Below are 17,136 nucleotides of genomic sequence, written 5' to 3'. Positions count from 1 at the left end.
CTTTAATGCATTTACAGCTATACAAATTTACATCATTTAAACTGAGCTTTAACAAGCTAATCCTTAGATAATTTTTACTTTTTTACTTAAAACATATGTCATTCAGAATAGAAAAAGATACCATGGGCGAAGTTCAAGTTCCCGCAGACAAATACTGGGGAGCACAGACCGAACGTTCACGTAACAACTTTAAAATTGGCCCTTCGGCTTCTATGCCCAAAGAAATCATAGAAGGCTTTGCATATTTAAAAAAAGCTGCTGCATATGCTAATCACGAGTTGAATGTATTACCTATCGAAAAACGCGATGCTATTGCTGCCGTTTGTGATGAAATATTAGCTGGAAAGTTGGACGATCAATTTCCATTGGTAATTTGGCAAACTGGTTCGGGCACACAGTCTAATATGAATGTCAATGAGGTAGTAGCGAACCGCGCTCAGGTTTTGGCCGGCGGTAAAATAGGCGAAGGAGAACCTGTATTGAAGGCGAATGATGATGTAAACAAGTCGCAGTCCTCGAATGATACTTATCCAACAGGCATGCACATTGCTGCCTACAAAACTGTAGCTGAGGTAACAATCCCTGGAGTTGAAAAATTACGGGATACCTTGAAAAGCAAATCCGAAGAGTTCATGAATGTCGTAAAGATTGGCCGTACACACTTGATGGATGCTACTCCTTTGACTTTAGGACAAGAACTATCCGGTTACGTTGCGCAATTAAATTACGGATTAAAGGCTCTTAAAAACACCTTAGCTCATTTATCCGAATTAGCGTTAGGAGGTACGGCGGTAGGAACAGGTTTGAATACTCCTGATGGATATGATGTTGTCGTCGCTAAGTATATTGCTGAATTTACTGGCCTTCCATTTGTAACCGCCGAAAATAAATTTGAAGCGCTAGCTGCACATGATGCTATCGTAGAGTCTCACGGAGCGCTTAAACAATTAGCGGTTTCCTTAAATAAAATCGCCAATGACATTCGTATGTTGGCTTCAGGACCTCGTTCGGGTATCGGTGAAATTATAATTCCTGAAAATGAACCCGGTTCTTCCATTATGCCGGGTAAAGTAAATCCTACACAATGTGAAGCCCTTACCATGGTAGCAGCACAAGTAATGGGCAATGATGTCGCGATCACTATTGGCGGTACTCAAGGACATTATGAACTTAATGTATTCAAACCGTTAATGGCTACAAACTTTTTACAGTCGGCACGCTTAATCGGAGATGCCTGTGTTTCGTTTGACGAGCACTGTGCACAAGGTATCGAACCTAATTATGCACGCATCAAAGAACTGGTAGATAATTCATTGATGTTAGTGACGGCTTTAAACACAAAAATAGGATACTATAAGGCTGCGGAGATTGCTCAAACCGCGCACAAAAACAACAGTACATTGAAAGAAACCGCTATTTCTTTGGGATATGTAACTGCTGAAGAGTTTGATGAGTGGGTAAAACCCGAAGAGATGGTAGGTACCTTAAAATAGTCTAGTGAGCAAATACCTTAAGGAATATCTTTTTTTTCAAACATGCCTACTTTCCGTAGTAGGTATGCTTTTTAGTACCGCTGGTTGCCAACGTCATTCTGAAATGCAAACAGAAGGAACTTCCTATCTACACGGCACATGGGTGCAAGATAGTATTCCTCATCAGGATCAGATGCTTAACTATACGTTGCACGAGTTTATCTTTTCTTGCGATTCGGTGTACACCACTATGCATGTACATGCCAAAACGAAGACAATGCCAGACAGCTGTTACAAAGATGGGAAATGGACAGAATATGCGAAAGCTGTTTATGTCGTGCGAGGAGACAGTATGATTGTAGAAGGCATTTATACCAAAGAAAACTGGAAACAAAAAATTTCAGGGTGCTATAAACAAGGTCAATATCTGCCGCGATTTAAAATTGTTCACCATTCCGCAGATTCTGTTGTATTGGAAAACAAATTTGATTTGCGACCAATCGTGCTGCGTAAAGTTTCCGATCTCATCTGTATTCCTAAGAAAAGATGGGAAATGTAAAACTAGAAAAAGCAGCTTTATGCTGCTTTTTCTAGTTTATTAGTTTTGTGTCATCCGAAGATTTCAGAATATTCTGTTTTAATTCCGTCTCCGCCTGTAACAATTCCTGTTCAACCACTTTCCGTTTTTCGCGCCCCTCACGTTGGATCTGCAACACTTGTTCGATCGTCTGAATAATATCAGAGTTTGCCTTTTTAATGGTTTCAATATCGACGATACCGCGTTCCGTTTCGCGCGCAATATTTACAGTAGACTCCTTCAGCATTTCCGAATTCCTCCGCAACAGCTCATTCGTCGCATCCGTCACGGCCTTCTGCGCCTCTAAAGCTCGTTGCGAATGAGCAATCCCTAATGTTAATACCATTTGATTTTTCCATAGGGGCAACGTATTGACAATACTCGATTGTACTTTTTCCATTAATGAGCTACTGTTACTTTGGATCATACGAATCTGCGGTGCAGTCTGCAATACCACCATACGCGTCAGTTTCAGATCGTGTATCTTTCGCTCGAAACGTACCACATGTTGCTCCGTATCTTTGTATGCCTGTATCTTATGTTGATCACCGGTCTCTTCGGCTTCCTTTTTCAATTGGGGTAATACATTTGTATACACATCCTGTAGCTTCTCTTCACCTGCAGTAATATGTAATGACAGTTCTTTAAAATAATTCTGATTCTCTACAAAAAGCTTGTCAAAGATATTGACGTCTTTTAATAAGGTTTTATAATGTCCCTCCAACTTCAGCTCAATCTGATGGATGTTCTTTTCCACCGAAGCATACTCTGTACGCATACGCTGAATTTTCTTCTTCATGTTATCAAAGAAAGGAATCAGCGGTTTCTTTTTTAGATTCTCATCAAAAGATTTAATATCCGAACGGAGATTCAATAAAATATCTTCCGCCCCTCCCATATCTTTTGTCCGAACCTGTTTCAATATCTCGTTGGAAAAATTACTTACCTTCGTTTGACTCGACACACCAAATTGGATAATATCCGTCGTTGAATTCAGATTGATCTTATCTTTATACTGCTTGATGAGTGCTTTTTCTTCGTCCGTAAAATTAACTTGAATTTCGTTGTTTTTATCGGCACTATCATCGTATGTCGTTAAATCTATTGTAGCCATAGTTCTAAGTTTCTTATTCTTTTAATAGGTTTCTGTTTTTTAATGTTTGGATATACACATCCGATTCAGCAGATACATCCAGCAAACTTGATTTTATGCTATTCGTGACATCTTGCTCGATAGCTGTAGCAGCTTGGGCCAACACACTCTCCAGTTTGACTTTCGAGTCTATAGTCACCTGATTATGTAAACGCGTATTTTCAAGTTCATCATATTGACGGAGCACGTTGATTACTGTACCATGACGTACCAAAAATTTTTCCGCTTCCATCATATCTCTTTGTTCTAACAAATGAAAAAGACGTATTATTCTATCAATGTGCTGATGAATATTTGTGTTATTAATCTCCTTGCGGTAATGTAGCATTTTAGTCACAAACGACTGTGGACTTTCCATGCTCGCCTGCGCTAATTCGAGGCGTTGTTGCCGTTCCACACTCCCAATCCAGGTAAGCTGCCTGACTTCGCCCAGCTCCAATCTTTTGAGATAAGGTTTCGCCTGGTTTAATAATAGACCATTACCTAGAATATAAGAAACAACCGAACCACCCAAGGTGAGTAACATTCCCTGAGACATCGCGCCAAAGAAGAAGACAAAAGATCCAAAGAGTGCCAATTCGACCATTAACAAAGCCCAGGCTATTACATACCAAGAGCGTACTTTACTTTTAGACGCTTGGGACATCATGACGAAGGGGTGAATATGAACCGGTAAGGGAAAAAACAGGATAATAGACGTAAATGTCCACATCAGATGCCTAACTTCCCACGTTTTATTCTTTTTAGTTGCCCAACCCATTCTGCAATTTAATTATTTTTTTATTAATACGTTGCAAAAATAAATTCAAGTTCATTTTTGCATTTTTATATTTCAAATTCCCAATTCCTGTTCCAAGAATCTTTACTTTTACCTTATGTCCGAAAAAAGCGTATTTATTAGTTACCTACGTGTCATTGCGACAGTATTTGTCATACTTCTCCATGCCTCGACGGGGTATCTATACAACTATGAATCAATGGGCTTCAACTGGAACTACAGCAACTTAATTCATTCAGCCACGCGCTGTTCCGTCCCCATATTCATTATGATCTCTGGTGCGCTCCTTTTGTCAAAAGCCGAAGATACAATGCTCTTCTATAGAAATAGATTACCCAAGCTTTTATATCCCTTTGTTTTTTGGACGATCATTTATCTTCTGTATTACTTCTATAGGTACACCAATTTTCAAGATCTTTCTGCCCATCAAATTAGGGAGATTACAGTGGATAAAATCTTACACGGCGCGAATGCACATCTATGGTATCTATATATGATAATCGGGCTCTATCTCGCGATTCCGTTTTTAGCAAAATTAATGCGACAACTTACGGTACGTGAGATAGAGCTATTTCTAGCACTTTGGCTGATAGCCATGGTAATCATGAACAAAAGATGGACCGTATATACTCCAAAATTTGATCTGACCTTTTTCTCCGGTTATATGGGATATTTAGTATGGGGGTATTACTTAACCGTTAAACAAATTAATTGGAGACCGATGTATATCTGGGCTGGCTATCTTGTTGTTGTGGTTTTTACCTTCTGGGCAACTCACCAGCTCTCTGCGCAAAAAAACAAATATGACCCTCTTTTTTTTAACTACGTGACTCCAAATACCGCAATTATTGCCTCCCTCGTATTTATAGGAATCAAAACCTGGAACCCTATCCGTATCCCAAAATGGATGGCTATTATAGATAAATATGCCTTTGGCGTTTACTTAAGCCATATCATACCTTTAAATTATATCCACCCTATCCTAGCTAAACATTTTTCGACAACTTGGTTAATACCTTTGGCTACGCTTTCTACATTATTACTTTCTATAGCAATTACATTTTTCATCCGCAAAGTTCCGTACGGAAAATATGTAAGTGGCTAAAATCAGGAATCTAATAAACCGCAGACGAGACGTCTATTTGTGAGAACAGCCGTTCTACCTATCGGTAGAACGGCTGTTTATAGTAAAAGTTCTTATTGGTAAATTCGTCGAAGCCAGAAGACGCCTTAATTAGAAAGGCAAATCATCATCATCTGCGCCCGAAGAAGTAATATCTATTGGAGCTGGCGTTTCAGCGAATCCTGGTGCTGAAGCTGCGGCACCTGTATTAGCCAATTTAGTCACACGCCAAGCGACTAATGAGTTGAAGTAGGTTGTTACTCCGTCTTTATTTGTCCACGGACGGCCACGAAGATTGAAAGAAACTTCAATTTCGTCTCCAATTGCTAAATTATCAAAGATGTTTACCCTATCTTGAGTTGATTCAAAGCGAATATATTCTACAAACTGTGGATTCTCTGCGTAAGCAACGATTAAATCTCTCTTTTTAAAAGATTCTGTAACTTGTTGTATCGCACCGATTTCGTGCACTTTTCCTCTAATTTCCATAATCAAAAATATTAAACGATAAAATTACACATTTTTTGCGTTTTAGATTAGTTAACTTTGTAGAAATATGACAGAAGTTTTCAACACCCCGAGTAAAGTTATCATAACGTGTAACAAAAGGCTTTCGCCCTACTTACAAGAAGAAGTCAAAAGTTTGGGCTTCGAAATCAAACGTGCATTTAATACAGGCGTAGAACTATTCCTTTCTGTAAATGACTGTATCAAACTGAATCTCAACCTGAGAACGGCAAGTCAGGTACAATATGAATTAAAATCTTTTAGAGCTAGTGATCCGAAAGAACTTTACGATAATTTGATCAAAATAGCGTGGGAAGACATTATACCTTTTGATAGTTATTTTTCGGTGACTTCCACTGTACATAACGAAACGATCACGACACCATTATTTGCAAACGTCAAAGTAAAAGATGCTATTGTTGATCGCATTAAGGATAAAAAAGGTGTGCGTCCGGATTCGGGTCCTGACTACCATAAATGTGTGATACACCTCCATTGGATGGAAGAGCGCGCCGAAATATTTTTGGACACTTCAGGTGAGACATTGGCAAAACATGGCTATCGGAAGCATCCGGGCAAAGCGCCTATGTTGGAGGCATTAGCAACATCCACTATCATGGCAACCCAATGGAATGGCCAATCTCCGTTTATAAATCCGATGTGTGGATCTGGAACCCTCGCCATTGAAGCAGCTTTATTAGCGCAAAAAAGAATGCCGGGTCTGCAACGCATGAATTACTCCTTTATGCATTTCATTGGATATGATGAAGAAGTTTTTTTCGAAGAACGAAGAAAAATAAAAGATATTGCCGACAAAACTATTTTGCCTCATATTATCGCTTCGGATATTTCCGATCAGGCGATTGAAATTGCTAAAATGAATGCCCGTACCGCGGGAGTAGAACACTTAATCACATTTGAAATCTGCGATTTTGCAGACACAACAATTCCACAAGGACCAGGAGTGATTATGTTTAATCCTGAATATGGCGAACGTCTTGGCACACATTCCAAACTAGAAGTGACCTATAAAAGAATTGGGGACTTCTTGAAACAGGAATGTAAAGAATATAGAGGATACGTATTTACCGGGAATCCGGAGCTAGCAAAAAAGATTGGGTTGAAAGCTTCCCGACGATTTGAATTCTTTAACGGAAAGCTAGATTGTCGGTTATTGCAATATGAATTGTATGACGGCTCAAAAGATAATTAATCCATGCAAAGCCAAGAATTGATTGAAAAAACGGCTTCTTTTGTACAGGATCGGCTGAAAAATGCTGAATCAGGACATGATTGGTGGCACATTCAACGCGTATGGAATAATACAAAGTTGATTTTACAAACAGAAGAAGCCGATGCTTTAGTATGTGAATTGACTGCGCTATTGCACGATATAGCCGACAGCAAATTCCACAATGGAGATGAAACTATCGGTCCAAGTATAGCAGGCGATTTTTTAACATCTATAGGTGTCCATCCTTCGACTATTCAACATGTACAACAGATTATTTTGAACATGTCTTTTAAGGCGTCATTGGGTGAAGTTAAATTTCACAGCAAGGAATTGGAAATTGTTCAAGATGCCGATCGGCTGGATGCAATTGGTGCGATTGGTATAGCTCGAGCATTCAACTATGGCGGATATAAAAACAGAGAGATTTACAACCCAGACGTTCCATTCGTAGAAAAACAAAGTAAGGAGGCTTATAAAAACACGACTGCACCTACTATAAATCATTTTTACGAAAAACTCTTGTTACTAAAAGGCAGAATGAACACAGACACCGCCCGGCAAATCGCAGCAATACGTCATCAGTTCATGGAGCAATTTCTAACTCAATTTTACGGAGAGTGGAATGGAGAAAGATAAAAAGTAATTTTCTCTTAACATTAGATTCAGTAACTTAGGCATTACTATGATCCATAAGAATCCCTTTGTACCTTTCGTATTTTCCCTTCTCTTAATGGGAAATATAGCTTTACAAGCTCAAAATAAAGATTCTATAACCTTTACCCAGAAGCAATGGAACAAAACTGAAATCAAAAAAGGGATAATTTGGCATCAAGCACATTTTCAAGACCTTTTTGAAAGCGAGCAAGAAATCAATATTATTGAGGTTGACTTAACTAAATATATCAAAAAATTAAAACTTGCAGGGATCTCCTCGGGTAAAAAATTAACTTCTACATTCGCACAAGAAAGTAAGGCTCTGATAGCTATCAATGGCGGATTTTTCAATGTACAGAACGGTGGTGCAGTGGATTTTATTAAGATCGACAACAAGGTCATTAACACCACAGTAAAACCATCAGCAAGAGCGAATAGCTATTTCGCTTTCGATAGAAAAAAATCCTATATCCTGGATGCAACACAACATCCATCCGCCGAAAAAAACTATCCGAATATCCTTCTGTCTGGACCATTGCTTCTCTTAGAAGGCACACGCGTTGAACTAAATGCAAATCCATTCAACGACAATCGGCATCCGAGAACTGCAATTGCAAAAAAAGGCAACAAACTCATTATTTTTACCGTAGATGGTAGAAATAGTCAATCGCACGGACTCAATTTAAACGAATTAGCCTATTTATTTCAATGGTACGGCTGCGACCATGCCATGAACCTCGACGGAGGGGGAAGCACTACAATGTATATAAAAGGACAGCCTGATCATGGTGTGGTGAATTATCCGAGCGACAATAAAATTTTTGACCATCAAGGTGAACGTGCTGTGGCTAATATTATTTATATTCAAGAATAATTACTTAAACAAAAATAAACGGATAAAGCCATCATACATATGGTGTCCACAAATCAACGAAGCTGTTTATAACTGCTTAATCATCTTAAAAAACAAACTAAGCTGAACTCGCCTGTCCATCTGGAGGGGAAGCGAGCTCACCAAATGATCAAATTCTAATGAAAAAATTAAGTATTGTAGGAATTATGCTCTGTTTATCTATTATAGTACAGGCACAAACTCAAATTATAGCACATCGAGGTGCTTGGAAGAATACAAAGTCTCCACAAAATTCTATTGCTGCACTCCGCGACGCCATTGCACAGGGATTGTGGGGAGCTGAATTTGATGTTCATCTTACGAAAGATAATGTATTGGTTGTAAATCACGACAACGATTTTCAGGGAATAGACATTGCTACGGCAACATATCAAGAGCTATTAGCAAAGAAACATGCAAATGGTGAGCAGATATCTACCGCTGAAGCCTATCTGAAAGAAGGTTTAAAACAGAACAAGACAAAGCTCATCTTCGAACTGAAGACTAATAAACTCGGTGTAGATCGCACGCTTAAATCGGTAGAGATTAGCCTCAACCTCATAAAAAAACTTAAGGCGGAATCCCTAACCGAATTCATCGCTTTTAGCTATGATGCATGTTTGCATTTTAGAGCTTTAGATAAAAACATTCTTATACATTATTTAAACGGAGATAAGAGTCCTCAAGAGATAAAAGAGGCCAAGCTGACGGGAATAGACTACCATCTTTCGGTTTTCAAAAAAAATACAGCTTGGGTGGCTTCAGCAAAAACCTTGGGCCTGAAAACCAATGTCTGGACGGTGAATACGCAAGGGGATATGAACTATTTTATAGACGAAGGCTTTGATTATATCACAACAGACGAGCCCGAACTACTACAAAAGCTATTAACAAAATAACATGAGTCGATTAGTCATTTTTATCGTTTTTGTGCTTTCGAACTTCTCGCTATTCGCACAAGAGATCAATGTAGCATCCTTCAATATCCGTTTAAAAACTGACGGCGATGTCGGCAATCTTTGGCAAGATCGAAAAGAAGCTGTGTGCAATCTGATTACCTATCATGAATTTGATATCTTCGGCATACAAGAAGGTTTTCAAGATCAGGTTGAGGATATCCAACAATTGCTCCCCGACTTTGATTATGTGGGCGTAGGACGTGATAATGGAGCAGAAAAAGGAGAACATTCTGCCATTTTTTATAATAAAAACCGTTTTGATGTACTTAAAAGTGGAACGTTTTGGCTCTCTGCTACAGATACAGAAAAACCCAATAAAGGATGGGACGCTGCACTTCCCAGAATCTGTACCTGGGGTATTTTTAGAGATAAAAAAAACAACAAATCGTTCATCCTAATGAATACGCATTTCGATCACGTGGGTGTACAGGCGCGAAAAGAAAGTGCGAAGCTGATACTCAACAAAGCAACAGAATTTGCTACTGCGCTTCCGCTTATTCTTACGGGCGACTTTAATGTAAATGAAACAGATGAAGCCTATTTTACGCTCGCAAACAGCGGAGTCGTAGAAGATGTATTTACCAAATCCAAAATCGTCTATACGCCTAATTCTACCTTTAATAATTGGGGAAAAAGTATAAAACCTACCGGTAGGATAGATCATATTTTTATCACCCCTCATTTTAACGTAGAAAAATACGGCATCTTAACTGACACCTACATGGGCAAATATCCTTCCGACCATTTCCCCGTTACGACTCGACTGGCTTGGCAATAAAATATACGCGAGACCCTATGACAGCTTATTATTATAGTTAAAAAATGCTTTAGTATTAGTATGTTTGCAACAAGATAAACAGTGAACGTGAGTGCAATATAATACACATATGAAAATATCTCCATTACTTGCCTTAGGTGTAGTTACCTTACCCTTATTTTTGGGCTGTGAAACAGTGAGCCAAATTGCGAGCTCTATACCCAATACTACAGCGGGGGCTACTTCACCCTCAACAACAACAGGCTCGGTTACACAGACTGAAGCGGTAACAGGCATTAAACAGGCGTTGGGCAACGGATTAAATAATAGTATCAATGCACTATCCATCAAAGATGGTTTTTTGGGTAATGCGGCGGTAAAAATCTTGATGCCACAGGAAGCACAACAAGTCGAGAAAGCGTTGCGCTCCGTAGGAATGGGATCATTGGTAGATAACTTTGTTACCAGTTTAAACCGGGCGGCAGAATCGGCCGTAAAAGAAGCTGCTCCTGTATTCGTCAATTCGCTATCCCAAATGACGGTAACAGATGCATTTAATATCTTACTCGGAACACAGCAAGATGCAGCAACTACCTTTTTCAAGAGGACAACTTCGACCACGCTGACTTCCAAATTTAGTCCCATTGTGGAATCCGCTTTGGGCAAAAATAATGTAAGTACCTATTGGACACAGTTAACGTCAGCTTACAACAATCTTCCCCTTACATCTAATAAAGTAACCACGGATCTAAATGCGTATGTTACTCAAAAAGCGATAAACGGATTGTTTGTAAAGGTCGCTGAAGAAGAACTAAAGATCAGACAAAATATAGCAGGATCCCGTAATACCGGTGTACTGCAAAAAGTATTCGGATGGGTAGATAACCAAAAGTAACAAAAAAGGATTAGCTAACTAATCCTTTTTTGTTACTTTAAATATTTTCGCAATTCCAATTTCGGCTGAACGGAAAGATATTCCGCTACCAGCTTGGCATTGAGTTCTGCTCCTGCTTTGAGGGTGTGCGTAGCATCCTTCTCACCAAAATAGTTACCCGCTACCTCCGCTTGACCAAGTCCTTCGTACACTTCAATTACTTTGTCCTGAAGAGGAATAAACAAAACATTGGATTGCTGTGCCGCTTCTTGTGCCCACGAAGCGTAATCTGAACGCCGCACCGTCTCTCCTATCCAGGCATTACGGGGTATCGGCGAGCAGACAATGGCCGTAGCGCCTTTATCTTGTACGTTTTTAACAAATCGGCGCAAATAGAATCCATAACTGTATACCATCTCGCGTTGTTGAAGGAGCGGATTATAAACTTCTTGGTATTCGTCCCCGTTGCCTTTTATCGAGCCCCTTGCCCGTGATGTATCCACAATCGGACTGGAGTCATTGTGACCAAATTGCATGATAACAAAATCACCGGGCTTGATTTCGTCTAGCACCTTTTGCCACAGCTTAGGATTGTTGTAAAAGGTACGTGTACTAGTACCTCCTAAAGCTCGGTTTTCAACAGAAATTTTGTTCAAATCAAAGTAATCTGCTATAAAACTTGCCCATCCCCACTGCCCATTTGACCCGTTGCCCTGGCCATTTTTTACCGTCGAATCACCAATTACAAAAAGTGTAGGTTTCTTGCTATCGGCGACGAACGACAAACTAAGGATTGTAACAAATAGCAATGCAGTAGCATATACAATATTCTTTAGTCTCATTATTTAGTTTAAATAATTAGCAATGGGATGGTTTAAAGCTTTCAGGCCTTCTATGACAGACGCTGCATTCAGTTCAGCGCCCGCTTTGTTGGTATGCGTATGATCTCCAGGGAAATACCTGGATTTCACTTCATTTGGCCCCATCTGTTGGTATTTGTCGGCTGTGATACGGTTCAAATCTACAAACGGTACCCCCTGCTCTTCCGCGATCTGCTTCGCCCAAAGCCCAAAATCTTGATCTGCCCGTTTTACATTTCCCTGGGCATCCCATTGATTTCGTGGAATCATGGACAAGACCACCGGTTGTACACCCTTAGACTTCGCCTGAATAATAAATCGTCGGAGGTTCTCTCCATAGGTTCGAACCACTTCGGTTTTTCCTTCGCCCCAATCCAATACAATCGAATCCTGGTCAATCCCTCGTAACACGCCCCTATATCCCTGACGTGAAGTATCCGGTTTACTCCCTTCATTGTGCCCAAATTGGATTAACAGGTAATCTCCTGGTTTAAATAGAGAATCTACCCGCGCCCAACGCCCCTCTTTAACAAAGGTACGGGTACTCCTACCGGCCATTGCATGGTTTGCGACATTAATTTCCGTCGTATCCAAAAAATTTGACAATAGTGTGCCCCAGCCCCAATACTGGTCATTGTTATTACGTACCGTTGAATCTCCAATAAGGAAGATAGTCGGTTTACGCTGTATGCCAAATGAGAGCAGGACCACACTCAATATTACCGTTACCCATTTTGTAGTGTCTCTTTTCATTTATCAATATTTTAATTCACCTTAACTCCTAATATCTGATTCCTATCATCCTATGCGCTTGCGCTTTGGGAGCAGATAAGTTTGGTGCTGTGTTTCAATTTATCACTTTTTACTTATTCAAACTCATAAACAGTGCTTGATCTCTGTAACAGATGATATTCCCATCTTCCAACAGTAATTCAGCCATCTGAATACTACTTCTTCTTTGTTCGAATCCATCTTTTCCTGCATTTTCGGGTGTTTTACCTGGATGCGTAAAGTAGTAAATAAAAGCGCGTCCTTCATGGATAATTACATCTGGGTGTCCCCCGACAACTTGATCGTCCTTTCCTGTACCCCCAGTCTGCAAAAGTAGGCCCTCTTGTCTTTCCCAATGCGTCAAATCGGCGGATCGATATACAGCGATACCCTTCCATGTGTCTACCACCATCCAATAGGAATTTTCCCATTCAAAAACTTTTGGCCCTTCACCCCTTGTAGCTAATGCTTTACCTTTATCTTCCCATTGATATAAATCCTTGCTATCGGCATAGTAAACAGATTTACCATCCATCTCATTGTTGTACCACATACGCCATTCTCCGGAGGGAAGTTTGAACACACATGCATCGATCACTTTCTCATTAGCCAACGCTAACGTCGACTCATACTTCCAATGCAACAGATCTGTACTGGTAAAGTGTTGAATGTTGCGCGGATGCTTCCAATCTGTAAAAATACCCGGAACAACGGTAAGATACATGTGGTAAGTGCCACTATCTTCGATAACTTCTGGTGCCCACTGTGTTTCTATACTATGCGGAGCCTGTATATCAGCAATACCTCTATAGGTCCATTCGATTCCATCGGAAGACTCGGCAATACCAATAGCAGTGCCGTGTACCCAACTTACCCCTGGTAAATCGATCGCTTTTGCACGTCTGTTGGTATAAAACATAAACCATTTATGCTCCGCTTTATTCCAGATGACTACCGGATCCGCCGCACCATCGTAAATAGTATCTCTAAAAAGTGGCTTTGGCACTTTTTTACTAACGGATCGATCACCTCGCACTATGCTAATATTCGGAGGACTTTGCTTGTCCATACCTGTCCCCAAATAGAAACCAGTATGTGGAGGTTGATTATACGCTACATTCTGCCAAGCGATACTTAACCTATATTGTGGATCGTGCATTAAGGTGTACAACCTATGATTTGTTGGGATTGTCGTTGTATAGATGCGTAACGATTGATTATCATCAGCACGAAGGATAAGCTCCTCCCGCCAATCCCCAAATATATCTGCACTTAGATTAGGTGTACTTTTGGTTCCATTGATTGAGCTAGCACCTTCAGCCGTAAAAATTCTACCTTGTTTATACTTCTCGATATAGTTACCATTCAGCAATTCCCTGCTTAAATCACCATCCCACCAAATCAAAAAATTTGCAGTCCTTGGAGCAGGTCCGACAGCTTTTCCTTCGGTATTATACACCTGACGCGAACCAGACCACCACAGATAAGCTCCTTTGACCTCCGGGTCGATATTAGCAGCCGCCCCACGCCCCACATCCGCATCAATAGCCCCTTCAAAAAGGATTTTACCACTCTTTGCGTCGAAAAGTGCTGCGCCAATTTTCTTACGTTCGTGGATACCAAACACTTCCAGTCCCGGATTATTCAAATCCAAATCTGTTACATGGAGTGCGTCACCGTGTCCCAGTCCAGTAGAATATAGTCCAGTGCCATCGTCATCTACACACATCGATCCGAAAATAATTTCGTCTCTTCCATCGGCGTCCACGTCGGCTACGGTTAGACCGTGGTTACCCTGTCCTGAAAATGAATTTTTGCTATCTTTAGAATCAAATATCCATCGCTTCACCAGTTTTTTATCTTTATAATCCCATGCTACCAAAACTGATCTCGCATAATACCCTCTGGTCATTACCACACTAGGATTTTCACCATCTAAATAGGCTATACAAGCTAAAAATCGATCAGCCCTATTGCCATTATCATCACTAGATCCCCCCGTCGCTAAGCCCCCCCAAGCACGTAAATTATCGCCCCGACCTGGTTCATAGTTGACGGTATGAATCTCCTTTCCGCTGAGTCCGTCAAACACCGTTAAATATTCCGGTCCTTCGAGAATACGACCAAAATTACCTGATGACTGTACCATATCACGCCAATCCTTTTCTGGATTCCCAATAAACCGACCCGTTCCATCTTTCGTTCCGTCCGCCGTCTTGCAGACTAACTCGGCACGTCCATCACTATCGAGGTCGTATACCATAAACTGCGTATAGTGTGCCCCTTCCCGAATATTCTTACCTAGATTAATCTCCCATAAAAACGTACCATCCAATTTGTAAGCCTGTAAAATAGGTTCGGATGTCAATCCTTTTTGTGAATTGTCGGCACCTCTTCCTGTCTGATGTACAATGATTTCATATGCCCCATCACCATCTAGATCTGCGACGGAAATATCACCGGGAGTATAATTTAGGGGTGTATTTAATTTCAACTCGAGGTACTGTCGTACGATCTCTCCTTTTTTTATTACAAAGGCTTCCTTATCTGCTTCTATGGCTCCGTTAACCTTGGCTACATAATAAGTAACCTCTTTTGTAAAATCAGCTTCCTGATCACTAAAGTTGGTTCCCTTATCCAAGGGCAACTTATTCAATTTTTTATGCGGCCCATTATCATATTGTCGATAGATATTAAAAGAGGATTCCAAATTTTCTTTCCCAAGAAGACGCCAACTAATGAAAGCCGATTTTTCGGAAGTTTTTACCGCGACCACCCCCCTATTAAGAAACTCCATCTTACGTTGGGCATATACTCCGTTTATCAAAATAGATAGGAGGAGTAAGGCAATTAGTTTTCTGTCCATAATCTGTTAAATTATAACTTCAGTTGGGAGTTTAGTTATATTATTTAATTTTTTTTCCGTTTACAGTTACGTTTTTGAGCTTGAAATTAGAAATATATTCTTGGTAGATTTCCGGCTTTTTATCTGCTGTGATCACCATATTTTCAAAGGTAAAATCCGACAGGACGTATTGATCGGAATTATTCACATCAAAGACGATATCGCAATCCAAATTAATATTACGCATTGTTATATTTTTTGCATGCGATAATTTAATACCTTTCTCACCTTTCAAGTCAAAAAACTGTGTCCATGGTTTAATGTGAAGAAAACTTGCGGCATTACCGGTGATGTCTTCTACTAAAATGTTTTCATATAGTTGCGGAGTATCGGGACGCATCTTCAACTGCAATACTTTTTTTGCTTTATCTACGGTATTACGTCTGAATATAATATTATAGCTGTGAATCGACTCGCTACCACAAGTTAATGTACTATGACAAAATCCAAAGGAGCAATCTTCAATAATAATATTGTAATTAGGTCCATTGTTTTCATCTTTATCTGCAGTAGGGCCTTTACCTCCTTTTAATGCAATAGCGTCATCATTGACAGACATGTAACAATTCTTGATGTGTACGTTGTGACAGGCATCCAAATCTACCGCGTCAGAGCTTGGTGCTTTGACTGGCTTTTCAGGGGCAAAAATATGCAAGTCCACCAGTTTTAAATTTTCACATCTATAGAAATGGGAAGTCCAAAATGGTGAATTAATCAATTTTATACCCGAAATACGAACATCCTTACTATTGGACACGTACAATACCCGCGGGCGCATCTCGTCCATGTTGGTACATTTGGGATTAAACGCACGACGAAGCCAAAAAGCTTTCCAATACCGCAATCCGTTCCCGTTTAAGGTACCCTTGCCCGAAACTGTAAAACCATCGACGGCATCGGCATTGACCAATGCGGCAAAATATTTTAGCGTCTGTCCTTCCATACGCGTGGTCAATAATTCAAAATTGCTGATATCATCACTTCCTTTCAGCACTGCACCTTCTTCTAAATGCAAATGCGTTTTCGGTTTGAAGAACAATGAACCACTTAAATAGATTCCTTTTGGAATAACAATCACGCCACCACCTGCTTGATGCGCCTGATCAATAACCGCCTGTATTTTTGCAGTCTGAATGATCGTACTGTCGTTTACGACATCAAAATCGGTGATGCGATAGGGCTTTCCTAACGTATTAATGTCCGTAGGATTGTCCTGACGAAACCAATCGGGCACCAGTGTACCATCCGGAAAGCGATCTTGTGCTTTTGATTCCTGAACTAAACAGATGGCAACGACGGCCATTACAACTATTAGGATTTTACTTTTCATCAGTATAATTTGTTTTTTAATGTGATGAAGCTATCAGATTTTTCATTAAAGTATATTTTCAACGGCTTAAATCACGATGGTTTCATCTATTTATTTTTCTTTAATTAGCAAATGAGAGCTCGATGTTAATATTTATTGTATTTTTATGATAATATGATGTACATCTTGGTTTCAATATGCGTTAACATCGAACGTTATCTGCCTCACGGTCTTAAAAAATTGACAGCCACTGATTTTTGGTTGATAACTTCTGATTTATAATTTTTTTGACTTACCAATAAAGCTATCAA

16 protein-coding genes are annotated in these 17,136 nt (G+C 40.0%); 9 read left to right on the top strand and 7 right to left on the bottom strand.

All coding sequences use genetic code 11. The features are described from left to right. Positions 1 to 95: 95 nt before the first annotated feature. Both fumC and C4F40_RS01265 read left to right on the top strand, forming a co-directional pair. On the top strand, positions 96 to 1,493 hold the full coding sequence (gene fumC, locus C4F40_RS01270) for a class II fumarate hydratase (RefSeq protein WP_196937561.1): 1,398 nt from the start codon (positions 96 to 98) through the stop codon (positions 1,491 to 1,493). Positions 1,494 to 1,497: 4 nt separating this feature from the next. Beyond that, the gene (locus tag C4F40_RS01265) at positions 1,498 to 2,031 is read left to right on the top strand and encodes a fumarate hydratase (RefSeq protein ID WP_231389881.1); all 534 of its coding nucleotides are present in this window, start codon (positions 1,498 to 1,500) and stop codon (positions 2,029 to 2,031) included. Positions 2,032 to 2,062: 31 nt separating this feature from the next. Here C4F40_RS01265 and C4F40_RS01260 read toward each other — a convergent pair whose 3' ends face one another. Continuing rightward, positions 2,063 to 3,163, bottom strand: a complete 1,101-nt coding sequence (locus C4F40_RS01260; RefSeq protein ID WP_196937560.1) for a toxic anion resistance protein — start codon at positions 3,161 to 3,163, stop codon at positions 2,063 to 2,065. A 13-nt stretch (positions 3,164 to 3,176) separates the two neighbouring features. After that, on the bottom strand, positions 3,177 to 3,962 hold the full coding sequence (locus tag C4F40_RS01255) for a hypothetical protein (RefSeq protein ID WP_196937559.1): 786 nt from the start codon (positions 3,960 to 3,962) through the stop codon (positions 3,177 to 3,179). Positions 3,963 to 4,077: 115 nt separating this feature from the next. Between C4F40_RS01255 and C4F40_RS01250 the strand changes: the two genes are divergently transcribed. Beyond that, on the top strand, positions 4,078 to 5,085 hold the full coding sequence (locus C4F40_RS01250) for an acyltransferase (RefSeq protein WP_196937558.1): 1,008 nt from the start codon (positions 4,078 to 4,080) through the stop codon (positions 5,083 to 5,085). Positions 5,086 to 5,214: 129 nt separating this feature from the next. Here the strand turns inward: C4F40_RS01250 and C4F40_RS01245 are convergent, their stop codons facing one another. Next, positions 5,215 to 5,592 (bottom strand): DUF3127 domain-containing protein, encoded by a 378-nt coding sequence (locus C4F40_RS01245; protein WP_196937557.1) that lies wholly within the window; start codon positions 5,590 to 5,592, stop codon positions 5,215 to 5,217. Positions 5,593 to 5,659: 67 nt separating this feature from the next. On the opposite strand from C4F40_RS01245, the gene C4F40_RS01240 reads away from it, so the two are divergent. The 6 genes from C4F40_RS01240 to C4F40_RS01215 all read left to right on the top strand — a co-directional run bounded on the left by C4F40_RS01240 (position 5,660) and on the right by C4F40_RS01215 (position 11,001). Beyond that, entirely contained in the window at positions 5,660 to 6,823 is a 1,164-nt protein-coding gene (locus tag C4F40_RS01240) for a THUMP domain-containing class I SAM-dependent RNA methyltransferase (protein WP_196937556.1), read from the top strand. A gap of 3 nt (positions 6,824 to 6,826) precedes the next feature. Beyond that, complete coding sequence (locus tag C4F40_RS01235) at positions 6,827 to 7,480, top strand: HD domain-containing protein (RefSeq protein ID WP_196937555.1); 654 nt, start codon at positions 6,827 to 6,829, stop codon at positions 7,478 to 7,480. A 94-nt stretch (positions 7,481 to 7,574) separates the two neighbouring features. After that, positions 7,575 to 8,372, top strand: a complete 798-nt coding sequence (locus C4F40_RS01230) for a phosphodiester glycosidase family protein (protein ID WP_196937554.1) — start codon at positions 7,575 to 7,577, stop codon at positions 8,370 to 8,372. Positions 8,373 to 8,530: 158 nt separating this feature from the next. Then, the gene (locus tag C4F40_RS01225; protein WP_196937553.1) at positions 8,531 to 9,289 is read left to right on the top strand and encodes a glycerophosphodiester phosphodiesterase family protein; all 759 of its coding nucleotides are present in this window, start codon (positions 8,531 to 8,533) and stop codon (positions 9,287 to 9,289) included. 1 nt (position 9,290) lies between these two features. Beyond that, a complete protein-coding gene (locus C4F40_RS01220; RefSeq protein ID WP_196937552.1) occupies positions 9,291 to 10,127 on the top strand; it encodes an endonuclease/exonuclease/phosphatase family protein in 837 nt (278 codons plus the stop codon). Positions 10,128 to 10,236: 109 nt separating this feature from the next. Then, positions 10,237 to 11,001: a DUF4197 domain-containing protein gene (locus tag C4F40_RS01215; protein WP_196937551.1), complete on the top strand. Its 765-nt coding sequence runs from the start codon at positions 10,237 to 10,239 to the stop codon at positions 10,999 to 11,001. 32 nt (positions 11,002 to 11,033) lie between these two features. Here the strand turns inward: C4F40_RS01215 and C4F40_RS01210 are convergent, their stop codons facing one another. The 4 genes from C4F40_RS01210 to C4F40_RS01195 all read right to left on the bottom strand — a co-directional run bounded on the left by C4F40_RS01210 (position 11,034) and on the right by C4F40_RS01195 (position 16,846). Further along, complete coding sequence (locus C4F40_RS01210; RefSeq protein ID WP_196937550.1) at positions 11,034 to 11,822, bottom strand: rhamnogalacturonan acetylesterase; 789 nt, start codon at positions 11,820 to 11,822, stop codon at positions 11,034 to 11,036. Positions 11,823 to 11,825: 3 nt separating this feature from the next. Further along, the gene (locus tag C4F40_RS01205) at positions 11,826 to 12,593 is read right to left on the bottom strand and encodes a rhamnogalacturonan acetylesterase (RefSeq protein WP_196937549.1); all 768 of its coding nucleotides are present in this window, start codon (positions 12,591 to 12,593) and stop codon (positions 11,826 to 11,828) included. A gap of 109 nt (positions 12,594 to 12,702) precedes the next feature. Next, the gene (locus C4F40_RS21515; RefSeq protein ID WP_231389880.1) at positions 12,703 to 15,477 is read right to left on the bottom strand and encodes a rhamnogalacturonan lyase family protein; all 2,775 of its coding nucleotides are present in this window, start codon (positions 15,475 to 15,477) and stop codon (positions 12,703 to 12,705) included. A gap of 40 nt (positions 15,478 to 15,517) precedes the next feature. Then, positions 15,518 to 16,846 (bottom strand): rhamnogalacturonidase, encoded by a 1,329-nt coding sequence (locus tag C4F40_RS01195; protein WP_196937548.1) that lies wholly within the window; start codon positions 16,844 to 16,846, stop codon positions 15,518 to 15,520. Positions 16,847 to 17,136: the final 290 nt, after the last annotated feature.

The sequence above is a fragment of the Sphingobacterium pedocola genome (assembly GCF_015209965.1).
Lineage (GTDB): Bacteria > Bacteroidota > Bacteroidia > Sphingobacteriales > Sphingobacteriaceae > Sphingobacterium > Sphingobacterium pedocola.
Note: the sequence above shows the minus strand (reverse complement) of the source record. Positions and strands in the feature narration are given on the sequence as shown.

Excerpts from the sequence above, each read along its gene's own strand:
- fumC (WP_196937561.1), top strand. The coding sequence starts at position 96 with ATGTCATTCAGAATAGAAAAAGATACCATGGGCGAAGTTCAAGTTCCC.
- C4F40_RS01260 (WP_196937560.1), bottom strand. The coding sequence starts at position 3,163 with ATGGCTACAATAGATTTAACGACATACGATGATAGTGCCGATAAAAAC.
- C4F40_RS01255 (WP_196937559.1), bottom strand. The coding sequence starts at position 3,962 with ATGGGTTGGGCAACTAAAAAGAATAAAACGTGGGAAGTTAGGCATCTG.
- C4F40_RS01250 (WP_196937558.1), top strand. The coding sequence starts at position 4,078 with ATGTCCGAAAAAAGCGTATTTATTAGTTACCTACGTGTCATTGCGACA.
- C4F40_RS01245 (WP_196937557.1), bottom strand. The coding sequence starts at position 5,592 with ATGGAAATTAGAGGAAAAGTGCACGAAATCGGTGCGATACAACAAGTT.
- C4F40_RS01240 (WP_196937556.1), top strand. The coding sequence starts at position 5,660 with ATGACAGAAGTTTTCAACACCCCGAGTAAAGTTATCATAACGTGTAAC.
- C4F40_RS01235 (WP_196937555.1), top strand. The coding sequence starts at position 6,827 with ATGCAAAGCCAAGAATTGATTGAAAAAACGGCTTCTTTTGTACAGGAT.
- C4F40_RS01230 (WP_196937554.1), top strand. The coding sequence starts at position 7,575 with ATGGGAAATATAGCTTTACAAGCTCAAAATAAAGATTCTATAACCTTT.
- C4F40_RS01225 (WP_196937553.1), top strand. The coding sequence starts at position 8,531 with ATGAAAAAATTAAGTATTGTAGGAATTATGCTCTGTTTATCTATTATA.
- C4F40_RS01220 (WP_196937552.1), top strand. The coding sequence starts at position 9,291 with ATGAGTCGATTAGTCATTTTTATCGTTTTTGTGCTTTCGAACTTCTCG.
- C4F40_RS01215 (WP_196937551.1), top strand. The coding sequence starts at position 10,237 with ATGAAAATATCTCCATTACTTGCCTTAGGTGTAGTTACCTTACCCTTA.
- C4F40_RS01210 (WP_196937550.1), bottom strand. The coding sequence starts at position 11,822 with ATGAGACTAAAGAATATTGTATATGCTACTGCATTGCTATTTGTTACA.
- C4F40_RS01205 (WP_196937549.1), bottom strand. The coding sequence starts at position 12,593 with ATGAAAAGAGACACTACAAAATGGGTAACGGTAATATTGAGTGTGGTC.
- C4F40_RS21515 (WP_231389880.1), bottom strand. The coding sequence starts at position 15,477 with ATGGACAGAAAACTAATTGCCTTACTCCTCCTATCTATTTTGATAAAC.
- C4F40_RS01195 (WP_196937548.1), bottom strand. The coding sequence starts at position 16,846 with ATGAAAAGTAAAATCCTAATAGTTGTAATGGCCGTCGTTGCCATCTGT.